The following is a 25,541-nucleotide window of genomic DNA, read 5'->3' on the forward strand; positions in this document are numbered from 1 at the left end:
CTTGAATTATATACCAGTTTTTCGAGGCTCCACAAGTTTTGCGAAGGGCTCGTCAGTGCTTGACCGAACCTTCCGAAGCCGGCGCCGGCGCGCGCTGCTTGGCCAGTTCGGCCATCGCGGCAGCGGACGCAGCAACCTCCTCGTCGGACAGCGGCTCGGGCTGCTTCTCGAGAGCGATCTCGAGAACCTTGTCGATCCACTTCACGGGCACGATCTCGAGGCCGTTCTTCACGTTCTCGGGAATCTCCTGCAGGTCCTTGGCGTTCTCTTCCGGAATCAGCACGGTCTTGATGCCACCGCGCAGCGCGGCCAGCAGCTTTTCCTTCAGGCCGCCGATGGCGGTGACCTCGCCTCGCAGCGTGATCTCGCCCGTCATCGCGACGTCGCCGCGCACCGGAATGCCCGTGAGCGCCGACACGAAAGCCGTCGTCATCGCAGCGCCCGCGCTGGGGCCGTCCTTCGGCGTGGCACCGTCGGGCACGTGGATGTGGATGTCGCGCTTCTCGAACATCTCGTCCTTGATGCCGAGCCGGCGCGAGCGGCTGCGCACCACCGTGCGCGCGGCCTCGACCGATTCCTTCATCACGTCGCCCAGCGAACCGGTGCGGCTGATCACGCCCTTGCCGGGCATGGTCACGGCCTCGATCGTCAGCAGGTCGCCACCGACTTCGGTCCACGCGAGGCCGACCACCTGGCCGACCTGGTTCTGCTTCTCGGCGAGACCGAAGGTGTACTTGCGCACGCCGAGGAACTCGTTGAGGTTCGCGCCGTTGACGGTGACCTTGGGCGTGAGCTGCTTGAGCAGCAGGCCCTTCACGACCTTGCGGCAGATCTTGGACAACTCGCGCTCGAGCGAACGCACACCCGCTTCACGCGTGTAGTAACGCACGATGTCGCGCACGGCCTCTTCGGTGACGAACAGCTCGTCGTCCTTCACGCCGTTGTTCTTCATCTGCTTGGGCAGCAGGTACTTGATCGCGATGTTGGTCTTCTCGTCCTCGGTGTAGCCCGAGAGGCGGATGACTTCCATGCGGTCCAGCAGCGCCGGCGGGATGTTCATCGAGTTCGAGGTGGCGACGAACATCACGTCGCTCAGGTCGAAGTCGACTTCCACGTAGTGGTCGCCGAAGGTGTGGTTCTGCTCGGGGTCGAGCACCTCGAGCAGCGCGCTCGACGGGTCGCCGCGGAAGTCCGTGCCCAGCTTGTCGATTTCGTCGAGCAGGAACAGCGGATTGCGCGTGCCGATCTTGCTCAAGCCCTGCAGCACCTTGCCCGGCAGCGCGCCGATATAGGTGCGGCGATGGCCGCGGATCTCGGCTTCGTCGCGCATGCCGCCCAGCGCCATGCGGGTGTACTTGCGGCCGGTCGCCTTGGCGATCGACTGCCCCAGCGAGGTCTTGCCCACGCCCGGAGGTCCAACGAGGCACAGGATCGGCGCCTTGACCTTGTCCACGCGCTGCTGCACCGCGAGGTACTCGAGGATGCGGTCCTTGACCTTCTCGAGGCCATAGTGGTCGGCGTTGAGCACCGCCTCGGCGTTGGCCAGGTCGTGCTTGATCTTGGTCTTCTTGCTCCATGGCAGGCCGATCAGCACGTCGATGTAATTGCGCACCACGGTGGCCTCGGCCGACATGGGCGACATGAGCTTGAGCTTCTTGAGCTCGCCCTCGGCCTTCTTCAGGCCTTCCTTGGACATCTTCGCGAGCTTGATCTTCTTCTCGATCTCCTCGATGTCCGCGCCCTCTTCGCCTTCGCCGAGCTCCTTCTGGATGGCCTTGACCTGCTCGTTGAGATAGAAGTCGCGCTGGTTCTTCTCCATCTGGCGCTTCACGCGGCCACGGATCTTCTTGTCGACGTTCAGGATGTCGACTTCGCGCTCGAGCTGACCGAACAGGTTTTCCAGGCGCGCCTTGACGTCGTCGAGGTCGAGCACGGCCTGCTTGTTGTCGAGCTTGAGCGGCAGGTGAGCGGCGATGGTGTCCGCGAGGCGGCCCGGATCGTCGATGCTGGAGATCGAGGTGAGGATCTCGGGCGGGATCTTCTTGTTCAGCTTAACGTACTGGTCGAACTGCTGCATCACGGCACGGCGCAGCGCCTCGACCTCGGTGCCCTTCTCGCCGCCTTCGGGCGCCTCGACGGGCGTCACGTTGGCCGAGAAATGGGTCTCGCCGTCATCGATGCGGTTCACGCGGGCGCGTTGCTGGCCCTCGACCAGCACCTTCACGGTGCCGTCGGGCAGCTTGAGCATCTGCAGGATGGTCGAGACGCAGCCGACCTCGAACATGTCCTCGACGGAGGGCTCGTCCTTGGCAGCGGCCTTCTGGGCCACCAGCATGATGCGGCGCTCCGCCTCCATGGCGAGTTCGAGTGCCTTGATGCTCTTGGGGCGCCCCACGAACAGCGGGATCACCATGTGCGGAAACACCACGACGTCGCGCAGCGGCAGCAGCGGCAGGTCGAGGGCTTCGGGAGGCAGAGGGGTGTGGCCAGACATGCAGATCCTTCGCGTCTTTGGCTTTAAGCCTTTTTCGCCGCTTCGCGATACACGAGCAGCGGGGGCTTGTTTTCGTCGATGGTCGATTCCTCGACCACCACCTTGTCGACATTGGTCGCGTTCGGCAACTCGAACATGGTGTCGATCAGCGACTGTTCAAGGATCGATCGCAAACCGCGCGCACCGGTCTTGCGCGCCAGCGCCTTGCGGGCGATCGCCTTGAGCGCCGCCGGGCGGATCTCGAGGTCCACGCCCTCCATCTGCAGCAGCTTGGTGAACTGCTTGACCACGGCGTTCTTGGGCTCGGTCAGGATCTGGACCAGCGCATCCTCGCTGAGTTCCGCGAGCGATGCGACCACGGGCATGCGGCCCACGAGTTCGGGGATCAGGCCGAACTTGATCAGGTCCTCGGGCTCGACTTCGCGGAACACCTCGGTGATGCTGCGCTGCTGCTTGCTCTTGACCGACGCGCCGAAACCGATGCCCGAGGCCTCGGTGCGGTTTTCAATGACCTTCTCCAGACCCGCGAACGCGCCGCCGCAGATGAACAGGATGTTGGTCGTGTCGATCTGCAGGAAATCCTGATTCGGGTGCTTGCGTCCGCCCTGCGGCGGCACGCTGGCCATGGTGCCTTCGATGAGCTTCAGCAGCGCCTGCTGCACGCCCTCACCCGACACGTCGCGCGTGATGGATGGGTTGTCGGACTTGCGCGAGATCTTGTCGATTTCGTCGATGTAGACGATGCCGCGCTGTGCGCGCTCGACTTCGTAGTTGCAGCTCTGCAGCAGCTTCTGGATGATGTTCTCGACGTCCTCGCCGACGTAGCCGGCTTCGGTCAGCGTGGTGGCGTCAGCCATCACGAAGGGCACGTCGAGCATGCGCGCAAGCGTCTGGGCCAGCAGCGTCTTGCCTGAGCCGGTGGGGCCGATCAGCAGGATGTTGCTCTTGCTGAGCTCCACGTCGTCGCCCTTGGCCTTTTCCTTGTGGCGCAGGCGCTTGTAGTGGTTGTAGACGGCCACCGACAGCATGCGCTTGGCCGGCTCCTGGCCGATCACGTAGTTGTCGAGGTTGGCCTTGATCTCCAGCGGCGTCGGCAGGTCGTTGCGCGACTCGCGCGCTTCCTCACCCGCCGGGAGTTCGTCGCGGATGATCTCGTTGCAAAGGTCGATGCACTCGTCGCAGATGAAGACCGAAGGGCCCGCGATCAGCTTCTTGACCTCGTGCTGGCTCTTGCCGCAGAACGAGCAATAAAGCGTTTTTTCGCTGGAGGAGCCTTTTTTATCGGCCATGGACATTTGCCTCGTTACAGGGTAGGGACAATGATAACTAAACAAAAACGGCGTTTCCCGTGTGGAAAACGCCGTTTTTTGCCATTTGGCGCCCTCGGCGCCGGCGTTCAACCGCGCTTGGCGACGACCTGGTCCACCAGGCCGTAGTCCTTGGCCTCGTCGGCCGTGAGGAAATAGTCGCGCTCGGTATCGGCCTTGACCTTTTCCAGCGGCTGGCCGGTGCGCTCAGCCAGGATGCGGTTCATCTGGTCCTTGGTGCGCAGGATGTCGCGCGCGTGGATCTCGATGTCGGTCGCCTGGCCGCGTGCGCCGCCGAGCACCTGGTGGATCATGATCTTGGAGTTGGGCAGCGAGAAACGCTTGCCCTTCTCGCCGGCCGCCAGCAGGAAGGCGCCCATGCTGGCCGCGAAGCCCAGACACATGGTCGACACGTCGGGCTTGATGAACTGCATGGTGTCGTAGATGGCCATGCCGGCGCTCACGCTGCCGCCCGGGGAGTTGATGTAGAAGGAAATGTCCTTGTCCGGGTTCTCGCTCTCGAGGAACAGCAGCTGGGCCACCACGAGGTTGGCGGTCTGGTCGTTGACCTCGCCCACCAGAAAGACGATGCGCTCCTTGAGGAGGCGCGAATAGATGTCATACGACCGCTCGCCGCGGCCGGATTGCTCGATGACCATCGGGATCATGCCGAGGGCCTGGGTTTCCTGTGCGCTCATGTATTTGCTCTCCGGGAAATGGAATCGTTCGCTGTTTCTGAACTGTACGCCTGAGTGAAATGGGGCTCGTGCCGCAAAGCACAAGCCCCATCGGCGTAGCGGGCGGCGACGGAAATCAGCCTTGCTGCTGAGCCATCAGTTCGTCGAACGACACCGACTTTTCGTTGACCTTGGCCTTGCCGAGGACGAAATCGGTCACGTTGTTCTCGATGACCACGGCTTCGACTTCCGCCAGGCGGTTGTTGTCGCTGAAGTACCAGCGCACCACGTCAGCCGGCTTCTCGTAGCTGGCGGCCAGCTCGTCGATGTGGGCCTTGATCTGCTCGGGCTTGGCCTGCAGGTTGTTGGCACGCACCAGCTCGGCCACCACCAGACCCAGGCGCACGCGGCGCTCGGCTTGCGGGCGGAACACTTCGTCGGGGATCGGGGCCTTGTCGGCGTCCTTGATGCCGCGCTGCTTCAGTTCGGCGCGGGCGCCTTCGACCATGCGGCTGACTTCCGACTGCACGCTGGCGTTCGGCAGGTCGAGCTCGGCGTTGGCCACCAGGGCGTCCATCACGGCGTTCTTGTTGCGGGCCAGCAGGCGGAACTTCACTTCGCGCTCGAGGTTGCGCTTGATGTCGGCGCGCAGGCCTTCGACGGTGGCTTCGGCGATGCCGAGCGACTTGGCGAGCTGCTCGTTGACTTCGGGCAGGTTCGAGGCTTCGATCTTCTTCACGGTGACGAGGAAGTCGGCCTGCTTGCCGGCCACGTCCTTGCCGTGGTAGTCGGCCGGGAACGACAGCGGGAAGGTGCGGCTGTCGCCGGCCTTCATGCCGCGCACGGCGTCTTCGAATTCCTTCAGCATCTGGCCTTCGCCGACGACGAACTGGAAGTCTTCGGCCTTGCCGCCCTGGAAGGGCTCGCCGTCGATCTTGCCTTCGAAGTCGACGGTCACGCGGTCGCTGTCCTGAGCGACGGCGTCTTGCGCGCGCTGGGCGAAGGTGCGGCGCTGCTTGCGCAGGATGTCGAGGGTCTTGTCGATGGCGTCTTCGCCGACTTCGGCCGACAGCTTCTCGACTTCGGCGCCCGACAGGTCGTTGATCTTGACGTCGGGGAACACTTCGAAGATCGCGTCGAAGGCCAGTTCGCCTTCAGGTGCGTCTTCCTTCTCGGTGATGCGGGGCTGGCCGGCGACGCGCAGCTTGGCTTCGTTCGCGGCTTGCGAGAAAGCCTCGCCGACCTTGTCGTTCATGACTTCGTAGTGCACCGAGTAGCCGTAGCGCTGGGCCACGACGTTCATCGGCACCTTGCCGGGACGGAAGCCGTCCATCTTGACGGTGCGCGCGAGCTTCTTGAGGCGCGAATCGACTTCGGACTGGATGGTGCCGACCGGCAGGGTCAGCGTGATCTTGCGTTCGAGCTTCTCGAGAGTTTCAACGGTCACGGTCATGATGTCTTCCTTGTGAGGGGTCTGTTGCGCGGGGCCTGCGTCTTTTTACCGATACAGATCAAGGACTTGCACGCGCTAGCGGGATTTATGCGGAGGCACACGCGTGCCGCCTGCAAAACTGGGCAACCCATGATTCTAATCGGCTGGAAGCGCCCGTTTTGAGCGAGCCGGCGACCAGCTGCAGCAGAGATTGCGCACCACGCCCGGATTCATGGCCGATTTCGCCTTTACAGTGGCTGCGATTCGACATTTCCCCAAGGAACGAATGCCCATCCTCTTCCAGCGACTGCTCGCCGCCCTCGCCTTCGCCCTGGTCCTCGTGTTCGGCATGCCTTCGCCCGCGCTGGCCAAGACCACCGCGGCGCCGGCGGCAGCGGCGAAGGAGCCGACCATCCAGCAGATCTACGAAGCGGCAAGCAACGGCAGGATGGCCGATGCCGACGCGATGATCGCGAAGGTGCTGAAGAACCATCCGAAGAGCGCGAAGGCCCACTACGTGCACGCCGAGCTTCTTGCAATGAAAGGCGAACTCGACGATGCCAGGGACGAACTGGCCCTGGCCAAGGAGCTGTCGCCCGGACTCAAGTTCGCGAAGGCCGAGTCGGTCGCCAAGCTCGAACGCAAGCTGGAGAAACCGGTCGAGACCAAACCCGAGCCACCGCCCGTACCCAGCCCGGCTGCAGCATTGGCATCCGGCAAGGCGGATACGGGCTCATCGTCCGGCCCGATCCCCTGGGGGCCGATCGGCATCGTGGCGCTGTTCGTCGTCGCCTATGTGGTCTTCCAGCAGCGCCGCCGCGCCACCACCTTCGAGGCGCCTGCCCCCGCCGGGAGCGGAACCAGGTTCTCCAGGCCCACCAGCGATTCGTCGATGGGCTACGGCAGGACGGACGACTACAGGGACTACGGCTCCGCCCCTCCCGCCCCCAGCCAAGGCCCCGGCATCGGCGGCGCACTGGCCGCGGGCGCCGCGGCGGGCGTCGGCGCGGTGGTCGCGGGCGAGCTGCTGCGCCACATGCTGAACGACCGCTCCGACGACCATCGGGGCAACACGACCAACATCTTCAACAACCACCGCCACCACGACACCGGCAACGACAGGATGGGCAGCAGCCTCTGGCCCTCGTCCGATCCGGAGCCGGAGCGGCAGGTCGATCGCAGCTTCGTGGACAACAACTTCGGCATCAGCGATACGAGTTCGTGGGACGACTCGAGCAGCAGCAGCAGCAGCTCCGACAGCGGAAGCAGCGACAGCAGTAGCAGCAGCGACTGGTAGGCCAGGAAAAGAGAAAAGAGGAAAAGAAAAAGCCCCGCTCCTTGCGGAACGGGGCTTCATTGCTGCTCGATAGAACGGGCTACGTGCAGGGCTGGTGCGCGGGGCCGGACTCGAACCGGCACGTTCTTGCGAACGTCAGGACCTAAACCTGGTGCGTCTACCAATTTCGCCACCCGCGCGATGCCAATCTTTTTTCAGGTGAATGCAAAAGCGGACGGGCTTTTCGCACCACGGATTCCCGTGGGCCAAAGACCATCCGCTTGAAATCGGTCAGCCTGCGATTTTAGACGCTAATCGGCACCGTTTCCGGCTCGCGCTTCACGCGGAACGCGGCGGCGTACATCGCGGGCAGGGCAAGCAGGGTCAACACCGTTGCCACGATCAGCCCACCCATGATTGCAACGGCCATCGGTCCCCAGAAAACGCTGCGCGACAGCGGGATCATCGCCAGCACCGCCGCGGCAGCGGTCAGCACGATCGGCCGCAGCCGCCGCACCGCCGACTCCACGATCGCGTCCCACGCCGGCACGCCCGCCGCGCGGTCGAGCTCGATCTGGTCGATCAGGATCACGGCGTTGCGCTGGATCATGCCCATCAGCGCGATCACGCCCAGCAGCGCGACGAAGCCGAAAGGCCGGTTCAGCACCAGCAGCGCGCCGGCCACGCCGGCGATGCCCATCGGGCCGGTGATGAACACCAGCAGCGAACGGCTGAAGCTGTGCAGCTGCAGCATCAGCAGCGTGAACACCAGGAACAGCATGATCGGCACGCCGGCCACGATGGAGGCCGAGCCCTTGCTGCTTTCCTCCACCGCGCCCGCCACTTCGATGCGATAGGCGCCCTGCCCGGCCGCGACCCAGCCGGCCTCGAGCTCGCGCAGCTTCGGCAGCAGTTGCGCCGTCACGGTCGCGCCCTGCAGGCCTTCGATCACGTCGCCCTGCACGGTGATGGCGTAGTCGCGGTTCTCGCGCCACATCACTCCCGGCTCCCAGGTGAACACGGGCTTGGCGATCTGCGTGAGCGGAATCGAACGGCCCGAAGTCGTCGGGATGTATGCATTTCCGATGTCCGAGATGGCCTGGCGCTCGTCGGGCGCCTGGCGCAGCACGATGTCGATCAGCAGGTCGTTCTCGCGGTACTGGCCCACGGTGGTGCCGCTGAACATGGTCTTGGAGGCCTGCGCGATGGCCTGGCTAGTCACACCGAGCGCACGCGCCTTGGCCTGGTCGATCTCGAGGCGGATGACCTTCACCGACTCGTTCCAGTTGTCGTTCACGCCACGCATGTTGGCGTTGTCGCGCAGCACGGCCTTCACCTCGTCGGCATGGCCGCGCAGCAGCGCCGGGTCCGGGCCGATCACGCGGAACTGCACCGGGTACGGCACAGGCGGGCCGTTGGGCAGCAGCTTCACGCGGCCGCGCACCTCGGGGAATTCCTGCGCCAGCACCTGCGGCAGCTTGATGCGCAGGGTCTCGCGCACCTTCAGGTCCTTGGCGAGCACGATCAGCTGCGACACGTTGGTCTGCGGAAACACCTGGTCCAGCGGCAGGTAGAAGCGCGGCACGCCCGAGCCGATCCAGGTGCTGACGGTGCTCACGCCGGCCTCCTGCATGACGCGTTTCTCGACCCGCTTGGCCACTTCCTCGTTCGCGGCGAACGAGGTGCCTTCGGGGAACCAGATGTCGACCAGGATCTCGGGCCGGCTCGAATCCGGGAAGAACTGCTGCTGCACCTTGCCCATGCCGAAGATGCCGAGCGCGAAGATCAGCACCGTGGCGCCGATGGTCATCCAGCGGTGCTGCACGCACCAGTTCACGGTGGAGCGGAAGGCGTTGTAGAACGGCGTGTCGAAGAGCTCGTGCGGCGGCGCATCGGGGTCGTGCGGCTTCACCTTCAGCAGCAGCGTGCCGAGGTAGGGAACGAAGTACACCGAGACGATCCACGACAGCACCAGCGCGATCACCGTCACCGCGAAGATGGCGAAGGTGTACTCGCCCGTCACCGACTTGGCGATGCCGATCGGCAGGAAGCCCGCCGCGGTGATGAGCGTGCCCGTGAGCATCGGCTTGGCCGTCACGTCGTAGGCGAAGGTGGCGGCGCGGACCTTGTCGTAGCCCTCCTCCATCTTCCGCACCATCATCTCGACCGCGATGATCGCGTCGTCCACCAGCAGGCCCAGCGCGATGATGAGCGAGCCCAGCGATATCTTGTGCAGCCCGATGCCGAAGTAGTTCATCGCCAGGAAGGTCACGGCCAGCACCAGCGGAATGGTGATCGCCACCACCAGCCCCGGTCGCATGTCGACGTACCAGCCGAAGCGCCCGCCCTTGTGCAGGCCCAGCGAGATGATGCTCACGGCCAGCACGATGGCCACGGCCTCGATCAGCACGCCGACGAACTCGTTGACCGAGCTCGCCACCGCCACCGGCTGGTCCTGCACCTGCGCCAGTTTCACGCCGGCCGGCAGGCGCTGTTCGATGGTGACGGCGGTGGCCTTCAGCGCCTTGCCCAGCGCGATGATGTCGCCGCCCTTGGCCATCGACACGCCCAGGCCGATCACTTCCTTGCCCTGGTGGTGCATCTTGACCGTGGGCGGATCGACGTAGCCGCGGTGGATGTCGGCGATGTCGCCGAGCTTGAGCTGGTTGCCCGAGCTGCCGCGGATGGGCATCTCGCGCAACTGGTCGACGCTGGTGAACTGGCCGGCGACGCGCACCTGCACCACGTCCAGCGGCGACTGGATCGTGCCCGCGCTCTCGATGGCGTTCTGCGAGCCGAGCTGCGAGAGCACGGCGTTGAAGTCGAGCCCCAGCTGCGCCAGGCGCTTCTGCGAGATCTCGATGTAGACCTTCTCGTCCTGCACGCCGAACTGGTCGACCTTGGCCACGTCCTTCACGCGCAGCAGCTGCTGGCGCACGTCGTCGGCCAGCGTCTTGAGTTCGGCGTAGCTGAAGCCTTCGCTCTCCAGCGCGTAGATCACGCCATAGACGTCGCCGAAGTCGTCATTGAAGAACGGCCCCTGCACGCCGGCGGGCAAGGTGGCGCGCATGTCGCCGATCTTCTTGCGCACCGTGTACCAGACGTTGGCAACCTCGGTGGATTTCGACGAGTCCTTGATGTTGAAGATGATCTGCGACTCGCCGGGCTTCGAATAGCTGCGGATCTTGTCGGCGTACGGCGCCTCCTGCAGCGTGCGCTCGAGCTTGTCGGTGACCTGCTCGGCCACCTGCTGTGCGGTGGCGCCGGGCCAGTAGGTCCGCACCACCATCGCGCGGAAGGTGAACGGCGGGTCTTCGTCCTGCCCGAGCTGGAAGTACGCGAACGCGCCCAGCACCATCAGCACCACCATCAGGTAGCGCGTGAGGGGCGCGTGGTCCAGCGCCCATTTGGAGAGATTGAAGCCGGAGGGCTTGTCGTTGGGGTTCGCCGCGCCGCCGCTCATTTGGCGGCACCCGCTGCGATCTCCTTGTTCGTCGCGGCAACGGCCGTGACCGGCTGCACGGACTCCTTCGCACCGGCATTGGCGGCGGCCGCGGCCGCCTCCTTGGACTGGTAGATGGTGACCTTCTGACCCGGCGACAGCACATGCACGCCCGCGGCCACGACCATCATGCCGGGCGAGATGCCGCCGGCGATCACGGCCTCGTTGCCGTCGGCCGTGGCCACCTGCACGGGCTGCGAGCGCACCGTCATGGTCGACTTGTCGAGCACCCACACGGAAGTGCCCTTGCCTTCCTGGCGCAGCGCGCTGGTCGGCAGCTTCATCACCGGGGCGCTGGAGTGAGCCAGCGCCTGCGGGCGCGCATAGACGGTGGCACCCAGCGGCGGCGCCGTGGCGGCATCGATGGCCACCTTGACCGAGTAGGTGCGCGTGACCGCATCGGCGCTCGCCGCCACCTCGCGCACCTGGCCCTGCAGCTCGTTGCCGCCGGACCAGCCGCGCACCGTCACGGGCGAGCCTGTCTTGATCAGCGTGGCCCGGTCTTCGGGCACTGCGAACACCACGTCACGGGCGCCGTCCTGCGCAATACGCACGACCGGTGTGCCGGCCTGCACCACCTGGCCAGGCTCGGCCTCGATGGCTGTGACGATGCCCGCCACGTCGGCAACCAGCGTCGTGTAGTTGGCCTGGTTGCCCTGCGAGGCGAGTTGCGCCTGCGCCTGCTCGAGCTGGGCCTGCGCGGCCTTCCAGGTGGTTTCGCGGCGCTCCAGCTCGGCTCCGCTGATGAAGTTCTGCGACCGCAGTTCGGTGTAGCGCTTGAGGTCGGCGGCTGCCAGGTCGCGGTTGGTCAGCGCGGCGGCCTGCTGGGCGCGTGCTGCTTCGGCGGCAAGGCGGTAGTCCTGAGGATCGAGCTGGGCCAGCACCTGGCCGGCCTGCACATGCTGGCCGAGTTCGGCCTGCCGCCTGGTGATCTTGCCGCCGACGCGGAAGCCCAGTCGCGATTCGACCCGGGCGCGCACCTCGGCCGAGAACTCGGGCTGGGCATCGAATTCGCTCGCCCCCACGGTCACGAACTTGACCGCGCGGACCGGATCCTCGGCTACGGGTTTAGGCGAACAGCCAGCCAGAAAGATGGCGGGAAGCAGCAGCCAGGCGGCACTGCGGAGGCGGGACGGGAAGACGGCGGAAGCGGTCATGAGACACCCTGGAAAGGACGAACCGGGCCATTACTGACCCACTGGTTAGTAATCTAGGGTAAACGTGAACCAGTGTCAATGACCCGCTGGTCACTAGGGCCTGCCGACCGCGAAATCTAGGTGCGCTGGCCCATCTCCACCAAGCGGTTGTCGGGCAGCTCGAAATAGTCCGAAGCCCGCCCCGCATTACGCTGCAACCAGCCAAAGAGCACTCGCCGGATCGGGTTCATGCCCGGCAGGTTTTCCTCGCCCACCGAGGCCCGCGAGACGAAGTACGACGTCTTCATCGAGTCGATCGCCAGCGTCTTCTGGTACGCCAGGATGCGGATGAATTCCGGCACGTCGGGCCGCTCCATGAAGCCGTGCCGCGCCGTGACCATCCAGATGCCCTCCATCAGCTGCTCGGCCTCGATGCGGATGCGCGCGTCGACGCGCGGCGTGTCGCAGGCCAGCACGCGCAGCACGATCACCTGCTCGTGCAGCACCTGGTTGTGCTTGAGGTTGTGCAGCAGCGCATGCGGCACCGCCGTGGCGTCGGGGTTCAGGAACACGGCCGTGCCGCTCACCCGGTGCGGCATGTGCTGCGCCAGCGATTCGACGAAGGGCCGCAGCGGCAGGCTCTCGGCCGCGGCCGCCTCCAGGCCCAGCCGGCGCCCCTTCGACCAAGTCGTGAAGAGCACCATCACCACGGCCGCCACCGCCAGCGTGAGCCAGCCGCCCTCGGCCACCTTCAGGCTGTTGGCGATCACGAAAGTCAGGTCGACCACCGCGAATGCGGCCACGCCGATCGCCACCGCCACCTTGTTCCAGCGCCACAGCCCCCAGGCCACGATGCCGGCCAGCAGCGTGGTCGTCACCATCGTGATCGACACCGCGATGCCGTAAGCCGCCGACAGCGCCCCGGAACTGCGGAAGCCCAGCACCAGCAGCAGCACGCCCACCATCAGCAGCCAGTTGACGGCCGGCACGTAGATCTGCCCGATGGCCGTGCCGGATGTCTGAATGACCCGCATGCGCGGCAGGTAGCCCATGCGCATCGCATGCGCCGTGAGCGAGAACGCGCCCGAGATCACCGCCTGCGAGGCGATCACCGTCGCCATCGCGGCCAGCACCACCATCGGCAGCACGCCCCATGAGGGAAAGAGCCGGAAGAACGGGTTGTCGATCGCAGCCGGGTTCGCCAGCACCAGCGCCCCCTGCCCGAAGTAGTTCAGCACCAGTCCGGGCAGCGCGATGAAGAGCCACGCCAGCCGGATCGGTCTTGCGCCGAAGTGCCCCATGTCCGCATACAGCGCCTCGCCGCCGGTGAAGGCCAGGAACACCGCGCCCAGCACCGCCAGCGACTGCGCCCGGTGCTCGATCAGGAAGCCGAGGGCGCGCCGCGGATCGAGCGCCGCCAGCACCTGCGGCTGCTGCAGCACCTGCCATGCGCCTGCCGCGGCCAGCACGATGAACCACAGCAGCATGACCGGCCCGAAGATCTTGCCCACCGTGCCGGTGCCCTTCTTCTGCACCATGAACAGCGCGATCAGGATCACCACCGTGATCGGCAGCACCGCGCGCTGCAGCACCGGCGCCTGCACTTCCAGCCCCTCGACCGCCGACAGCACCGAGATGGCCGGCGTGATCAGGCTGTCGCCGTAGAACATGGCCGCGCCCACCAGGCCCAGCAGCCCGATGGCGTTCCACACCCAGGGCTTCGTCTTCGGCCCCGCCACGGCGCTGCGCGCGAGCGCCTGCAGCGCCAGGATGCCGCCCTCGCCGTCGTGATCGGCACGCAGCACGAACACCACGTACTTCAGCGTGACCACGAACATCAGTCCCCAGAAGATCAGCGAGAGCAGCCCCAGCACCGAATCGGGCGTGAACGGCACGCCGTGCTCGGGGTTCATCGTTTCCTTGAAGGCGTAGAGCGGCGAAGTGCCGATGTCGCCGAACACGACGCCCAGCGCCGCCACCATGAGCGCCGGGCCCGTCGGGTGCGCCGCCTCGCCGTACGCTGAAACCTGGGACCCGGAAGCCGGAGCGGATGCTTTCATGAAGCGGGGAGTTCGTAGTGGCGACGCTGCGAGCATAGTGCCGGGGCATTGCGTCGTGGCTGACAATCGTGGCGTGCCCGCCACTCCCCACCTCGCCGCTGCGCCGGCGCATTACGAAAACTTCCCCGTAGCCTCGTGGCTATGCCCGCCGCACCTGCGCCCGCCGATCGCGGCCATCTACCACTTCGCGCGCACCGCCGACGACATCGCCGACGAAGGCAGCGCCTCGCCGGCCGAGCGCCTGGCCGATCTGCACGCCTACCGTGAAGAGCTGGCCGCAGCCGTCCGCGGCGAAGTACCGCCCGAATCGCGCTGGCCCCACGTCTTCGGCCCGCTCGCCCACAGCATCGCCCGCCACGGACTGCCCGAAGACCTGCTCGCCGACCTGCTGAGCGCCTTCGTGCAGGACATCGAGAAAACCCGCGACCGCGGCACCTACGCCGACCGCGCGGAGCTGCTCGACTACTGCCGCCGCTCCGCCAACCCCGTCGGCCGCCTGCTGCTGCACCTCTACGGCGTGCACGACGCCACGGCCCTCGCGCAGAGCGATGCCATCTGCAGCGCGCTGCAGCTCATCAACTTCTGGCAGGACCCGAGCGTCGACCTGCCGCGCGGCCGCTTCTACTTTCCGCTGACGGACTGCGACCGGCGCGGCCTGACGCCCGAGAACTTCAAGGTCTTCGCTCCGCTATCCGCCGCCGAGCCTCCGCAGGAAGCTATCAATCTGATAGCAGTAGTGGTCTACTGGGCACGCGAGCTCATGCACCGGGGCGCGCCCCTCGTGCATCGCCTGCCGGGCCGCGCCGGCTGGGAGCTGCGCCTGGTCGTGCAGGGCGGCCTGCGCATCCTCGACAAGATCGAGGACCTGGGCTTCGACACCTTCTCCCAGCGCCCCGCCATCGGCAAGACCGACGCGCCGGTGCTGCTCTGGAAGGCCGTGCGGATGCGGAGACAATCAGCGCCCATGAAAGCAGCGCCTCCCCGATGACCCCCGAGCAATACGTGCAAGACAAGGCAGCCGCCTCGGGCAGCAGTTTCTATTACGCCTTCCTGTTTCTTCCCAAGCCGCGCCGTGCAGCGATCACGGCCTTCTACGCCTTCTGTCGTGAAGTCGACGACGTGGTCGACGAGGTCAGCGACCCCGGCGTGGCCGCCACCAAGCTCGCCTGGTGGCGCACCGAGGTGTCGCAGTCGTTCGCGGGCACGCCGCGCCATCCGGTGATGCAGGCACTGATGCCGCACACAGCCGCCTACGGCATCGAGGCGCGCCAGCTCAACGAGGTGATCGACGGCTGCCAGATGGACCTCGACCAGACGCGGTACCTCGACTTCCAGGGCCTCTCGCGCTACTGCCACCTAGTGGCCGGTGTGGTCGGCGAAGTCGCGGCGCGCATCTTCGGCCAGACCGAGACCCAGACCACGGCCTACGCCCACAAGCTGGGCCTGGCGCTGCAGCTCACCAACATCCTGCGCGACGTGGGCGAGGACGCCATGCGCGGGCGCATCTACCTGCCGGTGAACGAGTTGCAGAAGTTCGACGTGAAGGCGCACGAGCTCCTGAACCGCGTGCACTCCGAGCGCTTCGTCGAGCTCATGAAATTCCAGGCCGCCCGGGCCCACGCCGCCTACGACGAGGCGCTCGCCCTGCTCCCGCTGGCCGACCGCCGCTCGCAGAAGCCCGGCCTGATGATGGCCAGCATCTACCGCACCCTGCTGCGAGAGATCGAGCGCGACAACTTCCAGGTGCTGAACCAGCGCGTGAGCCTGACGCCGGTGCGCAAGTTCTGGCTGGCGTGGAAGGTCCAGGCGCTGGGGCGGATATGACTCGCCCCCAGGCTCCGCGCACTTCGTGTCGCTTCGCCACCCCCCTACCGGGGGCAACACCTGAGGCCCGGCAAAGCCGGTTCCTCGGTGTTTCTGGAAGTGGGGCCGCATCACCATCGCGTCGCGAGGCTGAGGACGACGATCGCGGCCGCTTCATCGCCGCGTACCTGCACTCATGAGGGTCGCCGTCATCGGCGCCGGCTGGGCCGGCCTCGCCTGCGCGGTGGAGGCCACGCGCCTCGGCCATGCCGTCACGTTGTTCGAGGCCGCGCACATGCCGGGCGGCCGGGCGCGACGGGTCGACAACATGCACGGGCTGGCGCTGGACAACGGCCAGCACATCATGATCGGCGCCTACACCGCCACGCTGCAGCTGATGCGCGACGTCGGCGTGGATGTCGAAGGTGCTCTGCTGCGTATGCCTCTTTCGCTGCGTTTTGCCGATGGCGGCGGACTCAAGCTGCCGCGGCTGCCAGCACCGCTCGACCTGCTGGCGGGCATCTTCACGGCGCGCGGCTGGACCTGGCGCGACAGGTCGTCACTGCTGCGCACCGCGATCGGATGGCGGCTCTCGGGCTTTCGTTGTGCCAGCGGCACGACGGTCGCCGATCTCTGCACCAACCTCACGCCACGTGTGATGCGGGAGCTGATCGAGCCGCTGTGCGTTTCAGCGCTCAATACGCCCGTGGCGCAGTCGAGCGGGGAAGTCTTCCTGCGCGTGCTGAAGGACGCACTTTTCAGCGGCAGCGGCGGTGCTGACCTGCTGTTGCCGCGCGCCGATCTGGGCGCCCTGCTGCCCGACGCCGCCATCCGGTGGCTGCTGCAGCGCGGTGCCACCGTGCGCATCGGCACTCGCGTCCGCGCCATTTCGACCGAGGCCGGGCAATGGCAGGTCGACGGCGAAGCGTTCGATCGGGTCGTGCTGGCCTGTGCGCCGTGGGATGCCGCGCGGCTGGTCCGCGCGTCCGGCCTGCCTGCGGCCCCTTGGTGCGATACCACCGAGGCCCTGCGCTTCGAGGCCATCGCCACCATCTACGTGCGCGGCGCGACGCCGCTCGCCGAACCGATGCTCGCGCTGCGCAGCGATCCAGCCACGGCACCAGCCCAGTTCGCGTTCGACCGCGGTCAGCTCGGCGGCCTGCAAGGCGTGCTCGCCATGGTCGTGAGCGCGAACGAAGCTTCACGCGAAGTCCTGGAAGAGCAGGTCATCGCCCAAGCCGCCGCGCAGTTGGGCCAATCGAACCTGCAGCTGGTGCAGACCGTGGTCGAGAAGCGCGCCACCTTCGCCTGCACGCCGGGCCTCGCGCGGCCGCCCTCTGCCATCGCACCTGGCCTGCAGGCCTGCGGCGACTACGTCGAAGGCCCCTACCCCGCCACTCTCGAAGGCGCGGTCCTCAGCGGACTGGCCGCCGCCAAGGCACTCGCCCCATGACGACCGAACTGCGCTACCTCGACTTCGACTACAGCGAGGACACCGAAGGCCACGGCACCTTCGACGCGATGGCATCGACCTCGCCGGACAGGACGCCCGAAGTGCGGGCCGAAATCGCCCGGGTGCTGGCCTGGGCCGAGGCCACGTTTCCCGATGCGCGCGGCGCCCTCGACGAAGGCGCGACCTGGGACTGCGACCTGCAGGAATCTAGCGAGGACGACCCGCGCTACGACACCATCACCCTCTCGATCAGCGGCACCGCCGACTTCTGCGCGGCGCTGCGCGAGCGTTTCGGGCTCGACTGAGGAAAACGGAATCAGGCCGTCTTGTTGCGCAGCCGCAGCAGGCTCAGCCCCAACAGCACGAAGGCTCCGCCCGAGACCTTGTTGAAGATGCGCGTGCGGCGCGGATCGGAGAGCTGCTTGCGCAGCAGGCGGGCCAGCAGCACGTAGAACGAATGCGCGACCACCGAGGCCGCGGCGAAGGTGCCGGTCAGCACCGCGAACTGCGTGAGCATGGGCGCATCCTGCGTCAGGAACTGCGGGAACAGCGCCGAGAAGAAAAGAATGCCCTTCGGGTTGGTCAGCGCCACCGTCATCCCGTGGCCGAACAGACGCCAGCTCGAACGCGGCGCGGCGGCGCCCTGACTTCCCTGGACGTCGGCGAACACGCTGCCCTGGCTACGCCATTGCTTGATGCCCAGGTAGATCAGGTAGGCGGCGCCGGCCAGCTTCAGCACCATGAAGGCGTGGGCCGAGGTGGAAAGAACCACGCCCAGCCCGGCCATCGCGGCTGCAGACACCATGAAGAGCCCTGCCGCATTGCCCAGCGAACTGATCATCGCCCGTCGCGGGCCCACGCTCATCGAATTCGAGACCGCGAGCAGCACGGCCGGCCCCGGGGTGAAGACGACGAGCAGCGTGACGCTGCAGAAGATGAGCCAGTTGGAGAGATGCACTTCGGGTTTCCTGCCCGGCGCGGGGCCGCAAGGGAGATGGGTGGGTGGGAACGAGAAACTATAGTCAGCCCGGCGCCTCGTCGCTGGCGCCGCGCCAATACCCCTGCGCTTCCCTCAACCCACCACCAACCGAACCGCCATGGTCACCTGCTACCTGCGCTACATCGTCGATCCCTACAAGCTCAAGGAATTCGAGCACTACGGCCGGCTCTGGATTCCTCTGGTCGAGAAGTTCGGCGGCAAGCACCACGGCTATTTCCTGCCGTCGGAAGGCACGAACAACGTGGCGCTGGCTATGTTCAGCTTTCCGAGCCTGGCCGCCTACGAACAATATCGCGCCGACTCGATGCAGGACTCGGAATGCCAGGCCGCATTCAAGTACGCGGAAGAAACCCGCTGCATCCTCAGCTACGAACGCAGCTTCTTCAGACCAGTCTTCGGCTAACGCCTCAGCCGCCCAACGCCATGCACAGCGCGTGCAGGTTGGGCACGATCAACTGCGGCCGCGCACCGTGCACCCAGGGCCGCTCGTCGCGCACCAGCCATGCAGCCTGCATGCCGGCGTTGAGCGCGCCGACCACGTCGAGCTCGGCGTCGTCGCCCACATGCAGCACGTCCTTGGGCAGCAGACCGACCGATGCCGCGGCCGCGCGGAAGATGGGCGCATGCGGCTTGCCGCTGCCGAAGGCGCGCGCGTTGAAGGCGGTGCGGAACCAGCGGCCCACGCCCGTCTTGTGGATGTCGGCGTTGCCGTTCGAGATCGCCACCAGCGGATAGCGCTCGCTGAGCCACTTCAGCGCCGGCAGCGCATCGTCGTAGAGCGTCACGCGCTGGCGCTCGGCGAAGAAGGCATCGAAGGCCGGCTCGGCCAGCGCCGGGTCTTCACCGGCGCGCACGAGCGCCGTGCGGATCGACTCGCGGCGCAGCGCACTCAGGTCGTGCGCGAGATCGGAGCGCTCCTTGGCGGTGGCTTCGCGCAACTCGCGCAGGATGCCCGGCGTCATCAGCAAGGTGGCGGTCTTGGGCGCCTCGCGCAGCAGCCACTGGTGCAGCACGGCCTCGGCGCGTTCGATAGTCGGCCAGATCGGCCACAGGGTGTCGTCGAGGTCCAGGGAGATCGCCGAGATGCGCTTGAGATCGAGAGGCGCGGCGCCCGCAGGCACCGGGGAAGCGGAAGTCATGCCCGAGAATATCGCATGCCTTCGACCCAAGAGAACGCCTCCCCGAGTACCCCGCGCACAGCAGTGCTCTGGTGCAACCTGGGCTCCCCCGACGCCCCCACCGCGGCCGCCGTTCGCCCCTACCTCGCCGACTTCCTGGGCGACCCGCGCGTGGTCGAGATTCCGAAGGCGGTCTGGGCGCCGATCCTGCACGGCATCATCCTGCGCACGCGGCCGGCCAAGTCGGCCGCCAAGTACGCGAGCATCTGGATGCGCGAAGGCTCGCCGCTCAAGGTCTGGACGCAGAAGCAGGCGACGCTGCTGGCCGGATGGCTCGGCGAGCGCGGGCACCGCCTGACGGTGCGCGACGCAATGCGCTACGCCAGCCCCTCCATCGCCTCCCGCCTCGACGCGCTGCAGGCCGAAGGCGCGACCCGCGTGCTGGTGCTGCAGGCCTATCCGCAGTACTCGGGCACCACCACCGCGAGCGTGATCGACGCGGTGAACGCCTGGAGCCGCAAGCAACGCCGCGTGCCCGAATTCCGCTTCGTCAACGACTACCACGACGACCCGGCCTACATCGACGCGCTGGCCCAGAGCATCGAGAAGCACTGGAAGACCGAAGGCCGCGGCGAGGTGCTGCTGATGAGCTTCCATGGCATCCCCGCGCGCAACATCGCACTGGGCGATCCGTACCAGGCTCAGTGCACCGAAACCGCCCGGCTGCTCGCGACACGCCTGGGCCTTTCGAGCACCCAGTACCGCGTGACCTTCCAGTCGCGCTTCGGCAAGGCCAAGTGGCTGGAGCCGTACACTGAGCCCACCCTGCGCGAGCTCGGCGCATCCGGCGTGAAGCGCGTGGACGTGGTGTGCCCAGGCTTCCCCGCAGACTGCCTCGAGACGCTGGAAGAAATCGCCATGGAAGGCCGCGAAGCCTTCCTGCACGCCGGCGGCCAGGCCTTCAGCTACATCCCTTGCCTCAACGACAGCCCGGCATGGATCACCGCGCTCGCGGGCATCGCCGAACGCAACCTGGCGGGCTGGCCCACGCAAAAAACACCAACCATATGAAGCAGGATCTGCACGAAGCCAACCGGCTCTCGTGGAACGCGGCCACCGTCGCGCACAACAGCCACAAGGGCGACCAGGCCGCCTTCTTCCGCAAGGGCGGCTCCACCCTCTTCCCCGAGGAAGCCGGCCTGCTCGGCGATGTGAAGGGCCTGCGTGTGCTGCACCTGCAATGCAACGCGGGTCAGGACAGCCTGAGCATCGCGCGCCTCGGCGCCGAGGTGACGGGCGTGGACATCTCCGACGAAGCCATCGGCTTCGCGACGCGGCTTTCGCAGCAGTCGGGCATCGCGGCGCGCTTCATCCGCTCGGACGTCTACGACTACTTCCGCGAGGCGCAGGCACGCGGCGAACGCTTCGACATCGTGTTCTGTTCGTACGGCACGCTGTGCTGGCTGTCCGACATCGCCGCCTGGGCACGCGGCGTGGCACAGGTGCTCCAGCCAGGCGGCCGCTTCGTGTTCATCGAGTTCCATCCCTTCGCGCTGGTGTTCGACCCGGCCTGGAAGTTCCACTACGACTACTTCAACGAAGCCCCCGTGCCCGAGGAAGGCGTTGGCGACTACGTTGCCGAATCCGGCGACGGACTGGTCCGCGAGGGCTACGAGCGCGGCGTGGAGAACTTCGCCAACCCGCACCCGAGCTTCGAGTTCACCTGGGGCGTGGGCCAGGTGACGACCGCGCTGTCGCAGGCGGGGCTCGTCATCGAGCGGCTCGACGAGTACCCGTACGCCAACGGCTGGAAGCCCTTCGAGGGCATGCGCGACATCGGTGGCCGCCGCATGGCGCCGCCCGAGGGCATGCCGCGCATTCCGCTCATGTATTCGATCTCCGCACGCAAGCCATGACGAAACATCTTCGAGCCCGTTGCCTCGGCGGCCTTGTCCTGCTGCTGCCCTTCCTGGCCCACGCGGCCGGTACCGTCGATGTGCCCAGGGGCGTATGGGAAGGCACGCTCGGCACCAAGGCCATCGTGGCCTGCTTCAACGCCGAGTTTCCGAGCGGCAGCTACTTCTACAAGCAGTACAAGACGGCGATCCCGCTGAGCCGCGTCGAGAAGGACAGCTTCTGGCACGAAGCCGGCGACACCGGCCTGTGGTCGCTCGACCCGGCCAGGGGCAACACGCTCACCGGCACGTGGAAGAGCGTGAAGGGCACGCCCGTCACGCTGCCGATCAAGCTGGACCTCGCCGATGCCACGGGCGGCGACAGGGCCTGCGGAAGCGACGGCTACGCAGGCCAGCTCGAAGCTCAGCCGAAGATCGTGACCGGCAAGAAAGAGGAATACGCGGCCGGCCGCAGCTTCCGCCGGCTGCGCTTCGCGGGACAGGAAACCATCGAACTCTCCGGCCCCGAACCCACGCTCGCGGCCATCAACCAGGAGCTTCGCCGCGACTTCGACACCGGCAATGACACGATCAAGGAATATTTCGACAAGCGCCGCGAGTTTCTCGGCCGGGTCGGCGTGCCCGCCGAGGACGAGAACACCACCGAGCCCGAATACTGGACTTCGCAGTGGCTCAGCATCCGCAACTACACCTGGGCGGCCGGCACGGGCCGCGCCGGCATCTCCTGGTTCTACCGCACGTGGGACCTGCAGACGGGCAAGCAGGTCGACCCGTGGTCATGGTTCGGCCCGCGCCCGCAGGTGCAGCCGCAGAAAGCGCCGGGGCAGATAGCCGGCACCGAAAGCGGCCCGATGCCGCCGAAGCTGCGCCGCTTCCTGTTCAAGTACGCGGGCATCCAGCCGTCGAAGGCCGAGGAGAACTGCAAGTCCAACTACGAGGAAGACGCCCACTACGACCTTACGCTGGAAACCAAGGGCATGCGCTTCTCGCAGCCCGAATACGGCACCGGCTGTGAGATCGCCATCGAAGTGCCCTACGCCGAGCTCGGCCCGGTGCTCACGCCTGCGGGCAAGGCCGCGGTGCGGCGCATCGTCGAGCCGGCGAAGTAGTTCGGCGCCCTGCTCAGGCCGGCTGCCTGCGCCCCAGCAGCGCCTCGATCGCGGCTTCCATCTCGGCGTACTCCCCTTCGCCGAAGTGCTGCCGCATCACCTGTCCGTTTCTGTCGGCGAGGTAGAACGCCGGCCAGTACTGGTTGTTGTAAGCCTTCCAGGTGGCGAAGCCGTTGTCCTGCGCCACCGGATAGCGGATGCCGAAGCGCTGGATCGCGTCCTGCACGTTGCGCGTCGACTTCTCGTAGGCGAACTCGGGCGAATGCACGCCCACCACCACGAAGCCCTGGTCCTTGTACTTCTCGTACCAGCGAACCACGTAGGGCAGCGTGCGGATGCAGTTGATGCAGGAGTAGGTCCAGAAATCGACCAGCACCACCTTGCCGGCCAGGCCCTGCATCGTGAGCGGCTCCGAGTTGAGCCACTTGTCGATGCCCGCGAACTCGGGCGCCTTGCCGTAGTCGCGCAGGCCCGGCGACACGGCCAGCGCACTGCGCACCGGCCACGCGCCACCCACGGCAGCCGCGAGCGCGGAGGAGCCGGCAGCCAACCCCGAGAACGCCCTTCTGGACAACATCTGCATGATCGCGAACCTCGCTCGAATGCCAGACCGAAAGCGGTCAGGCGCGATTGTTCGCGGCGCACGCCGGGCGTGCGCATGTGTCACGGCAATTTGAAGTTTGTCCCGGCGGCGTGAAGAGCCGCCCGGGTCAGAACTCAGAACTTGCCCAGATAGTCCATCTTGCCGATCGGCATGCCCTTGTGGCGCAGCACGTCGTAGGCGGTGGTCACGTGGAAGAAGAAGTTCGGCAGCGCGAACTGCAGCAGGTAGCGCTGCGCGGTGAAGGTCGCCTCGCCTTCGCGGGTCTTGATGGTCACGGCGCGATCTTCATGGCCGTCGATCAGCGCGCGGTCGACGCTCGCCAGGAAGTCCCGCGTCTTCGCGATGCGCGCGACCAGGTCGTCCCAGGTCTTCTCCTCGTCGGGAAAGCTCGGCGCAGTGACACCGGCGATGCGCGCCGTGCCCAGCTTCGAGGCATCGCTCGCGCGCTGGATCTGGCCGACCAGCGTGAGCATGTCGGGCGCGAGGCGCGCATCCACCAGCGTGGCGGGATCGATGCCGTTGGCCTTGGCGTGCGCCAGGCTCTTGTCGAGCAGGTGGGTGAGTTGGCCGAGGCCGCGCGCGAAGACGGGCACGGAGAGGTCGTACAGCGAAAGCGCCATGATGTTCGAGGCCTGTTGCTCGGCCTGGTGGTTGAGGTGGGCGGCGATTGTCCCGCCGCCGCAGCCTCAGCGACCGGCCGCGCGGATAAACCCCTCGATGGGCTCAAGTTGTTCGGGCACGTTGAGCGCGGGAGCGTGACCGCAGGCAGGAACTTCGATCACCTGCAACCTGCCGGCCACGCCGGGGCCGCGTCGCTTCATCTCCTCGACCACGCCGGGCAGCACCAGGTCGGACTCGGCTCCGCGCAGGCACAGCACCGGCACCTCGATGGCGTCGTAGTGCGGCCAGATCAGGTAGTCGTTGTCGTGCGCGCTGAACTGCCGGACCATGGCCGGGTCGTAGTGCGGCGTGACGCGCCCGTCGGGCAGGCGGCGCGTGGAGGTCTCGGTCAGCCGGCGCCATTGCGCGTCGCTGAGCCAGCCGTAGGGCTTGTAGACCGTGCGGAAGAAGGCCTCCAGCTCGGCCACCGTGTCGAAGGCGGGCGGATTGCCCGCGTAGGCGCGGATGCGCTCGATGGCGGGCTGCGCCAGTTCGGGCGCGTTGTCGTTGAGCACCAGGCTCGCGATGCGCGCCTTCATGCGCGGCTCGAACAGGCCCGAGGCGCAGACGGTGCCGATGGCGCCGCCCATCGAGGTGCCGACCCAGTGCACCCGCCCCAGCCGCAGCTCGTCGCACAGCGCGTTGGCGATGCGCGCATAGAACGCGAGCGTGTATTCCTCGTCGGGCAGCGGGCTCCACTGGCTCAGGCCCCGGCCGATGGTGTCGGGGCAGATCACGCGGAATCCGCGCGACGCGAAGTGCTGCGCCAGCTCGTCCATGTCGCGTCCGGTGCGCGCCAGGCCGTGCCAGGCGATGACCACGGGCGCCTCGGGCGAGCCCCATTCGAGCCAGTGGATCTCGCGGCCCGCGAGCTGCGCATAGCGCGAGATTGGAATCTGATTGTTGTGGTTGTCGCTCATCGCGCCGCTCTCGCTCGCAGTTTTCCGACGATGCCGGTGGGGAAGTAATAGACGGAAAGAACGAACAGCACGCCCAGCCACAACAGCCAGCGGTCTGGCGACAGCAGCGCCGCCAGCCAAGGCAGGCCGCTCGCTGCTTCGTTGCCGATGCGCAGCAGGTCCTGCAGGTAGCTCTGCGCCACCACGAAGAGCACCGCGCCGATGGCCGCGCCGTAGATGGTGCCCATGCCACCGATCACCACGATCAGCAGCACGTCGATCATGATCTCGAAGCTCAGCGAGGTGTCCGGTCCGTTGTAGCGCAGCCAGATCGCGAGCATCGCGCCGGCCAGCGTGGCGAACAGCGCCGACAGCACGGCGGCCGTGGTGCGGTAGACCACCACGCGGTAGCCGATGGCCTCGGCGCGGAACTCGTTCTCGCGAATGGCCTGCAGCACGCGGCCGAAGGGCGAGTTCACGATGCGCAGCAGCGCCAGCACCAGCACCACCGCCGCCACGAACAGCAGGTAGTAGCAAAGCAGCCGTCCGTCGAGCGAGACGCCGAGGAAAGGCTCTTCCGCGAACTCGAAGCTCGGAGAGATCAGCTCGGGCAGCTTGAAGGTCAGGCCGTCCTCGCCGCCGGTGAAGTCGGACAGCTGCGAGGCCAGCGTCTGGAAGGCCGAGGCCACGGCCAGCGTGATCATCGCGAAGAAGATCGCTCGCACCCTCAGCGAGAACAGGCCGATGGCGAACGAGAGCACCAGCGAGATCGCCAGCGACGCGCCCAGCCCCACCAGCACCGCGCCCCAGTTGGGCCCGAGCCGGGAGGCCGAGATGGCGATGCCATAGGCCCCGATGCCGAAGAACATGGTGTGCGCGAAGCTCACGATGCCGGTGTAGCCCAGCAGCAGGTCGAAGCTGGCCACCAGCACCACGAACACCAGGATCTTGGCCGCGACGCTGAGCGCCTTCACGCCCGGGAAGATGAAAGGCGCGAAGGCCAGCGCGATGAACACCGCGAGCAGCAGCAGCGCAAGCAGCCGGCTGCGGGGCATGTCGTTGGAGAGGAGTCGTTTCAGGAACATGTTTTCGCCC

Annotated in this window: 22 protein-coding genes and 1 tRNA gene; 9 read left to right on the forward strand and 14 right to left on the reverse strand. The window is 66.7% G+C overall.

The window, feature by feature from the left end; genetic code table 11:
* Positions 1–52: 52 nt before the first annotated feature.
* From lon to tig, 4 genes are all read right to left on the reverse strand, one after another.
* Entirely contained in the window at positions 53–2,494 is a 2,442-nt protein-coding gene (gene lon, locus BMY35_RS19625; RefSeq protein WP_093202580.1) for an endopeptidase La, read from the reverse strand.
* A gap of 23 nt (positions 2,495–2,517) precedes the next feature.
* A complete protein-coding gene (gene clpX, locus BMY35_RS19630; protein ID WP_093202582.1) occupies positions 2,518–3,783 on the reverse strand; it encodes an ATP-dependent Clp protease ATP-binding subunit ClpX in 1,266 nt (421 codons plus the stop codon).
* A 107-nt stretch (positions 3,784–3,890) separates the two neighbouring features.
* The gene (gene clpP, locus BMY35_RS19635; RefSeq protein WP_093202585.1) at positions 3,891–4,499 is read right to left on the reverse strand and encodes an ATP-dependent Clp endopeptidase proteolytic subunit ClpP; all 609 of its coding nucleotides are present in this window, start codon (positions 4,497–4,499) and stop codon (positions 3,891–3,893) included.
* Positions 4,500–4,614: 115 nt separating this feature from the next.
* Entirely contained in the window at positions 4,615–5,931 is a 1,317-nt protein-coding gene (tig, locus tag BMY35_RS19640) for a trigger factor (RefSeq protein WP_093202586.1), read from the reverse strand.
* Between the two features lie 265 nt (positions 5,932–6,196).
* Between tig and BMY35_RS19645 the strand changes: the two genes are divergently transcribed.
* Positions 6,197–7,207 carry a tetratricopeptide repeat protein gene (locus tag BMY35_RS19645; protein ID WP_093202589.1) on the forward strand — a complete coding sequence of 337 codons (1,011 nt, stop codon included), beginning with the start codon at positions 6,197–6,199 and terminating at the stop codon, positions 7,205–7,207.
* A 92-nt stretch (positions 7,208–7,299) separates the two neighbouring features.
* On the opposite strand, the gene BMY35_RS19650 is transcribed toward BMY35_RS19645, so the two are convergent.
* From BMY35_RS19650 to BMY35_RS19665, 4 genes are all read right to left on the reverse strand, one after another.
* A tRNA-Leu gene (locus BMY35_RS19650) sits at positions 7,300–7,386 on the reverse strand.
* A gap of 104 nt (positions 7,387–7,490) precedes the next feature.
* Positions 7,491–10,649 carry an efflux RND transporter permease subunit gene (locus BMY35_RS19655; protein WP_093202590.1) on the reverse strand — a complete coding sequence of 1,053 codons (3,159 nt, stop codon included), beginning with the start codon at positions 10,647–10,649 and terminating at the stop codon, positions 7,491–7,493.
* The gene (locus BMY35_RS19660) at positions 10,646–11,845 is read right to left on the reverse strand and encodes an efflux RND transporter periplasmic adaptor subunit (RefSeq protein WP_093202593.1); all 1,200 of its coding nucleotides are present in this window, start codon (positions 11,843–11,845) and stop codon (positions 10,646–10,648) included. Before BMY35_RS19660 ends, BMY35_RS19655 begins: the two co-directional genes overlap by 4 nt.
* 116 nt (positions 11,846–11,961) lie before the next feature.
* Complete coding sequence (locus BMY35_RS19665; protein ID WP_093202596.1) at positions 11,962–13,806, reverse strand: potassium transporter Kup; 1,845 nt, start codon at positions 13,804–13,806, stop codon at positions 11,962–11,964.
* Positions 13,807–13,957: 151 nt separating this feature from the next.
* Here BMY35_RS19665 and hpnC point away from each other — a divergent pair, with 151 nt between their 5' ends.
* From hpnC to BMY35_RS19685, 4 genes are all read left to right on the forward strand, one after another.
* Entirely contained in the window at positions 13,958–14,872 is a 915-nt protein-coding gene (hpnC, locus tag BMY35_RS19670; RefSeq protein ID WP_093202598.1) for a squalene synthase HpnC, read from the forward strand.
* Positions 14,869–15,708 carry a presqualene diphosphate synthase HpnD gene (gene hpnD / locus BMY35_RS19675; protein WP_093202600.1) on the forward strand — a complete coding sequence of 280 codons (840 nt, stop codon included), beginning with the start codon at positions 14,869–14,871 and terminating at the stop codon, positions 15,706–15,708. Before hpnC ends, hpnD begins: the two co-directional genes overlap by 4 nt.
* Positions 15,709–15,883: 175 nt before the next feature.
* Entirely contained in the window at positions 15,884–17,140 is a 1,257-nt protein-coding gene (gene hpnE, locus BMY35_RS19680) for a hydroxysqualene dehydroxylase HpnE (RefSeq protein WP_093202602.1), read from the forward strand.
* Positions 17,137–17,445 (forward strand): hypothetical protein, encoded by a 309-nt coding sequence (locus BMY35_RS19685; protein WP_093202604.1) that lies wholly within the window; start codon positions 17,137–17,139, stop codon positions 17,443–17,445. Before hpnE ends, BMY35_RS19685 begins: the two co-directional genes overlap by 4 nt.
* An 11-nt stretch (positions 17,446–17,456) precedes the next feature.
* Here BMY35_RS19685 and BMY35_RS19690 read toward each other — a convergent pair whose 3' ends face one another.
* The gene (locus tag BMY35_RS19690) at positions 17,457–18,098 is read right to left on the reverse strand and encodes a LysE family translocator (protein WP_093202607.1); all 642 of its coding nucleotides are present in this window, start codon (positions 18,096–18,098) and stop codon (positions 17,457–17,459) included.
* A gap of 139 nt (positions 18,099–18,237) precedes the next feature.
* Between BMY35_RS19690 and BMY35_RS19695 the strand changes: the two genes are divergently transcribed.
* Positions 18,238–18,543, forward strand: coding sequence for an NIPSNAP family protein (locus BMY35_RS19695; RefSeq protein ID WP_093202610.1), 306 nt, complete (start codon positions 18,238–18,240; stop codon positions 18,541–18,543).
* 4 nt (positions 18,544–18,547) lie between these two features.
* Here the strand turns inward: BMY35_RS19695 and BMY35_RS19700 are convergent, their stop codons facing one another.
* Positions 18,548–19,279: an HAD family hydrolase gene (locus BMY35_RS19700; protein WP_093202612.1), complete on the reverse strand. Its 732-nt coding sequence runs from the start codon at positions 19,277–19,279 to the stop codon at positions 18,548–18,550.
* 15 nt (positions 19,280–19,294) lie between these two features.
* Between BMY35_RS19700 and hemH the strand changes: the two genes are divergently transcribed.
* The 3 genes from hemH to BMY35_RS19715 are packed head-to-tail and all read left to right on the forward strand — an operon-like array spanning position 19,295 to position 22,283.
* Positions 19,295–20,329 (forward strand): ferrochelatase, encoded by a 1,035-nt coding sequence (gene hemH, locus BMY35_RS19705; RefSeq protein ID WP_093202615.1) that lies wholly within the window; start codon positions 19,295–19,297, stop codon positions 20,327–20,329.
* Positions 20,326–21,174 (forward strand): class I SAM-dependent methyltransferase, encoded by an 849-nt coding sequence (locus tag BMY35_RS19710; RefSeq protein ID WP_093202617.1) that lies wholly within the window; start codon positions 20,326–20,328, stop codon positions 21,172–21,174. Before hemH ends, BMY35_RS19710 begins: the two co-directional genes overlap by 4 nt.
* On the forward strand, positions 21,171–22,283 hold the full coding sequence (locus BMY35_RS19715; protein ID WP_093202620.1) for a hypothetical protein: 1,113 nt from the start codon (positions 21,171–21,173) through the stop codon (positions 22,281–22,283). The genes BMY35_RS19710 and BMY35_RS19715 overlap by 4 nt, the downstream gene beginning before the upstream one ends.
* A 13-nt stretch (positions 22,284–22,296) precedes the next feature.
* On the opposite strand, the gene BMY35_RS19720 is transcribed toward BMY35_RS19715, so the two are convergent.
* The 4 genes from BMY35_RS19720 to BMY35_RS19735 form a co-directional block, all read right to left on the reverse strand.
* Positions 22,297–22,860, reverse strand: coding sequence for a thioredoxin family protein (locus tag BMY35_RS19720; protein ID WP_093202932.1), 564 nt, complete (start codon positions 22,858–22,860; stop codon positions 22,297–22,299).
* Positions 22,861–23,000: 140 nt separating this feature from the next.
* Positions 23,001–23,507, reverse strand: coding sequence for a DUF1993 domain-containing protein (locus tag BMY35_RS19725; protein ID WP_093202622.1), 507 nt, complete (start codon positions 23,505–23,507; stop codon positions 23,001–23,003).
* A 66-nt stretch (positions 23,508–23,573) separates the two neighbouring features.
* Positions 23,574–24,467 (reverse strand): alpha/beta fold hydrolase, encoded by an 894-nt coding sequence (locus BMY35_RS19730; protein WP_093202624.1) that lies wholly within the window; start codon positions 24,465–24,467, stop codon positions 23,574–23,576.
* Positions 24,464–25,531 carry a branched-chain amino acid ABC transporter permease gene (locus BMY35_RS19735; protein WP_093202627.1) on the reverse strand — a complete coding sequence of 356 codons (1,068 nt, stop codon included), beginning with the start codon at positions 25,529–25,531 and terminating at the stop codon, positions 24,464–24,466. Before BMY35_RS19735 ends, BMY35_RS19730 begins: the two co-directional genes overlap by 4 nt.
* Between the last annotated feature and the right edge of the window lie 10 nt (positions 25,532–25,541).

It is taken from the genome of Variovorax sp. YR750 (genome assembly GCF_900109805.1).
GTDB lineage: Bacteria > Pseudomonadota > Gammaproteobacteria > Burkholderiales > Burkholderiaceae_C > Variovorax > Variovorax gossypii.

Coding starts and splice junctions, on each gene's coding strand:
- lon (WP_093202580.1), bottom strand. CDS start 2,494: ATGTCTGGCCACACCCCTCTGCCTCCCGAAGCCCTCGACCTGCCGCTG.
- clpX (WP_093202582.1), bottom strand. CDS start 3,783: ATGGCCGATAAAAAAGGCTCCTCCAGCGAAAAAACGCTTTATTGCTCG.
- clpP (WP_093202585.1), bottom strand. CDS start 4,499: ATGAGCGCACAGGAAACCCAGGCCCTCGGCATGATCCCGATGGTCATC.
- tig (WP_093202586.1), bottom strand. CDS start 5,931: ATGACCGTGACCGTTGAAACTCTCGAGAAGCTCGAACGCAAGATCACG.
- BMY35_RS19645 (WP_093202589.1), top strand. CDS start 6,197: ATGCCCATCCTCTTCCAGCGACTGCTCGCCGCCCTCGCCTTCGCCCTG.
- BMY35_RS19655 (WP_093202590.1), bottom strand. CDS start 10,649: ATGAGCGGCGGCGCGGCGAACCCCAACGACAAGCCCTCCGGCTTCAAT.
- BMY35_RS19660 (WP_093202593.1), bottom strand. CDS start 11,845: ATGACCGCTTCCGCCGTCTTCCCGTCCCGCCTCCGCAGTGCCGCCTGG.
- BMY35_RS19665 (WP_093202596.1), bottom strand. CDS start 13,806: ATGGTGGCGGCGCTGGGCGTCGTGTTCGGCGACATCGGCACTTCGCCG.
- hpnD (WP_093202600.1), top strand. CDS start 14,869: ATGACCCCCGAGCAATACGTGCAAGACAAGGCAGCCGCCTCGGGCAGC.
- hpnE (WP_093202602.1), top strand. CDS start 15,884: ATGAGGGTCGCCGTCATCGGCGCCGGCTGGGCCGGCCTCGCCTGCGCG.
- BMY35_RS19685 (WP_093202604.1), top strand. CDS start 17,137: ATGACGACCGAACTGCGCTACCTCGACTTCGACTACAGCGAGGACACC.
- BMY35_RS19695 (WP_093202610.1), top strand. CDS start 18,238: ATGGTCACCTGCTACCTGCGCTACATCGTCGATCCCTACAAGCTCAAG.
- BMY35_RS19700 (WP_093202612.1), bottom strand. CDS start 19,279: ATGACTTCCGCTTCCCCGGTGCCTGCGGGCGCCGCGCCTCTCGATCTC.
- hemH (WP_093202615.1), top strand. CDS start 19,295: ATGCCTTCGACCCAAGAGAACGCCTCCCCGAGTACCCCGCGCACAGCA.
- BMY35_RS19710 (WP_093202617.1), top strand. CDS start 20,326: ATGAAGCAGGATCTGCACGAAGCCAACCGGCTCTCGTGGAACGCGGCC.
- BMY35_RS19715 (WP_093202620.1), top strand. CDS start 21,171: ATGACGAAACATCTTCGAGCCCGTTGCCTCGGCGGCCTTGTCCTGCTG.
- BMY35_RS19720 (WP_093202932.1), bottom strand. CDS start 22,860: ATGTTGTCCAGAAGGGCGTTCTCGGGGTTGGCTGCCGGCTCCTCCGCG.
- BMY35_RS19725 (WP_093202622.1), bottom strand. CDS start 23,507: ATGGCGCTTTCGCTGTACGACCTCTCCGTGCCCGTCTTCGCGCGCGGC.
- BMY35_RS19730 (WP_093202624.1), bottom strand. CDS start 24,467: ATGAGCGACAACCACAACAATCAGATTCCAATCTCGCGCTATGCGCAG.
- BMY35_RS19735 (WP_093202627.1), bottom strand. CDS start 25,531: ATGTTCCTGAAACGACTCCTCTCCAACGACATGCCCCGCAGCCGGCTG.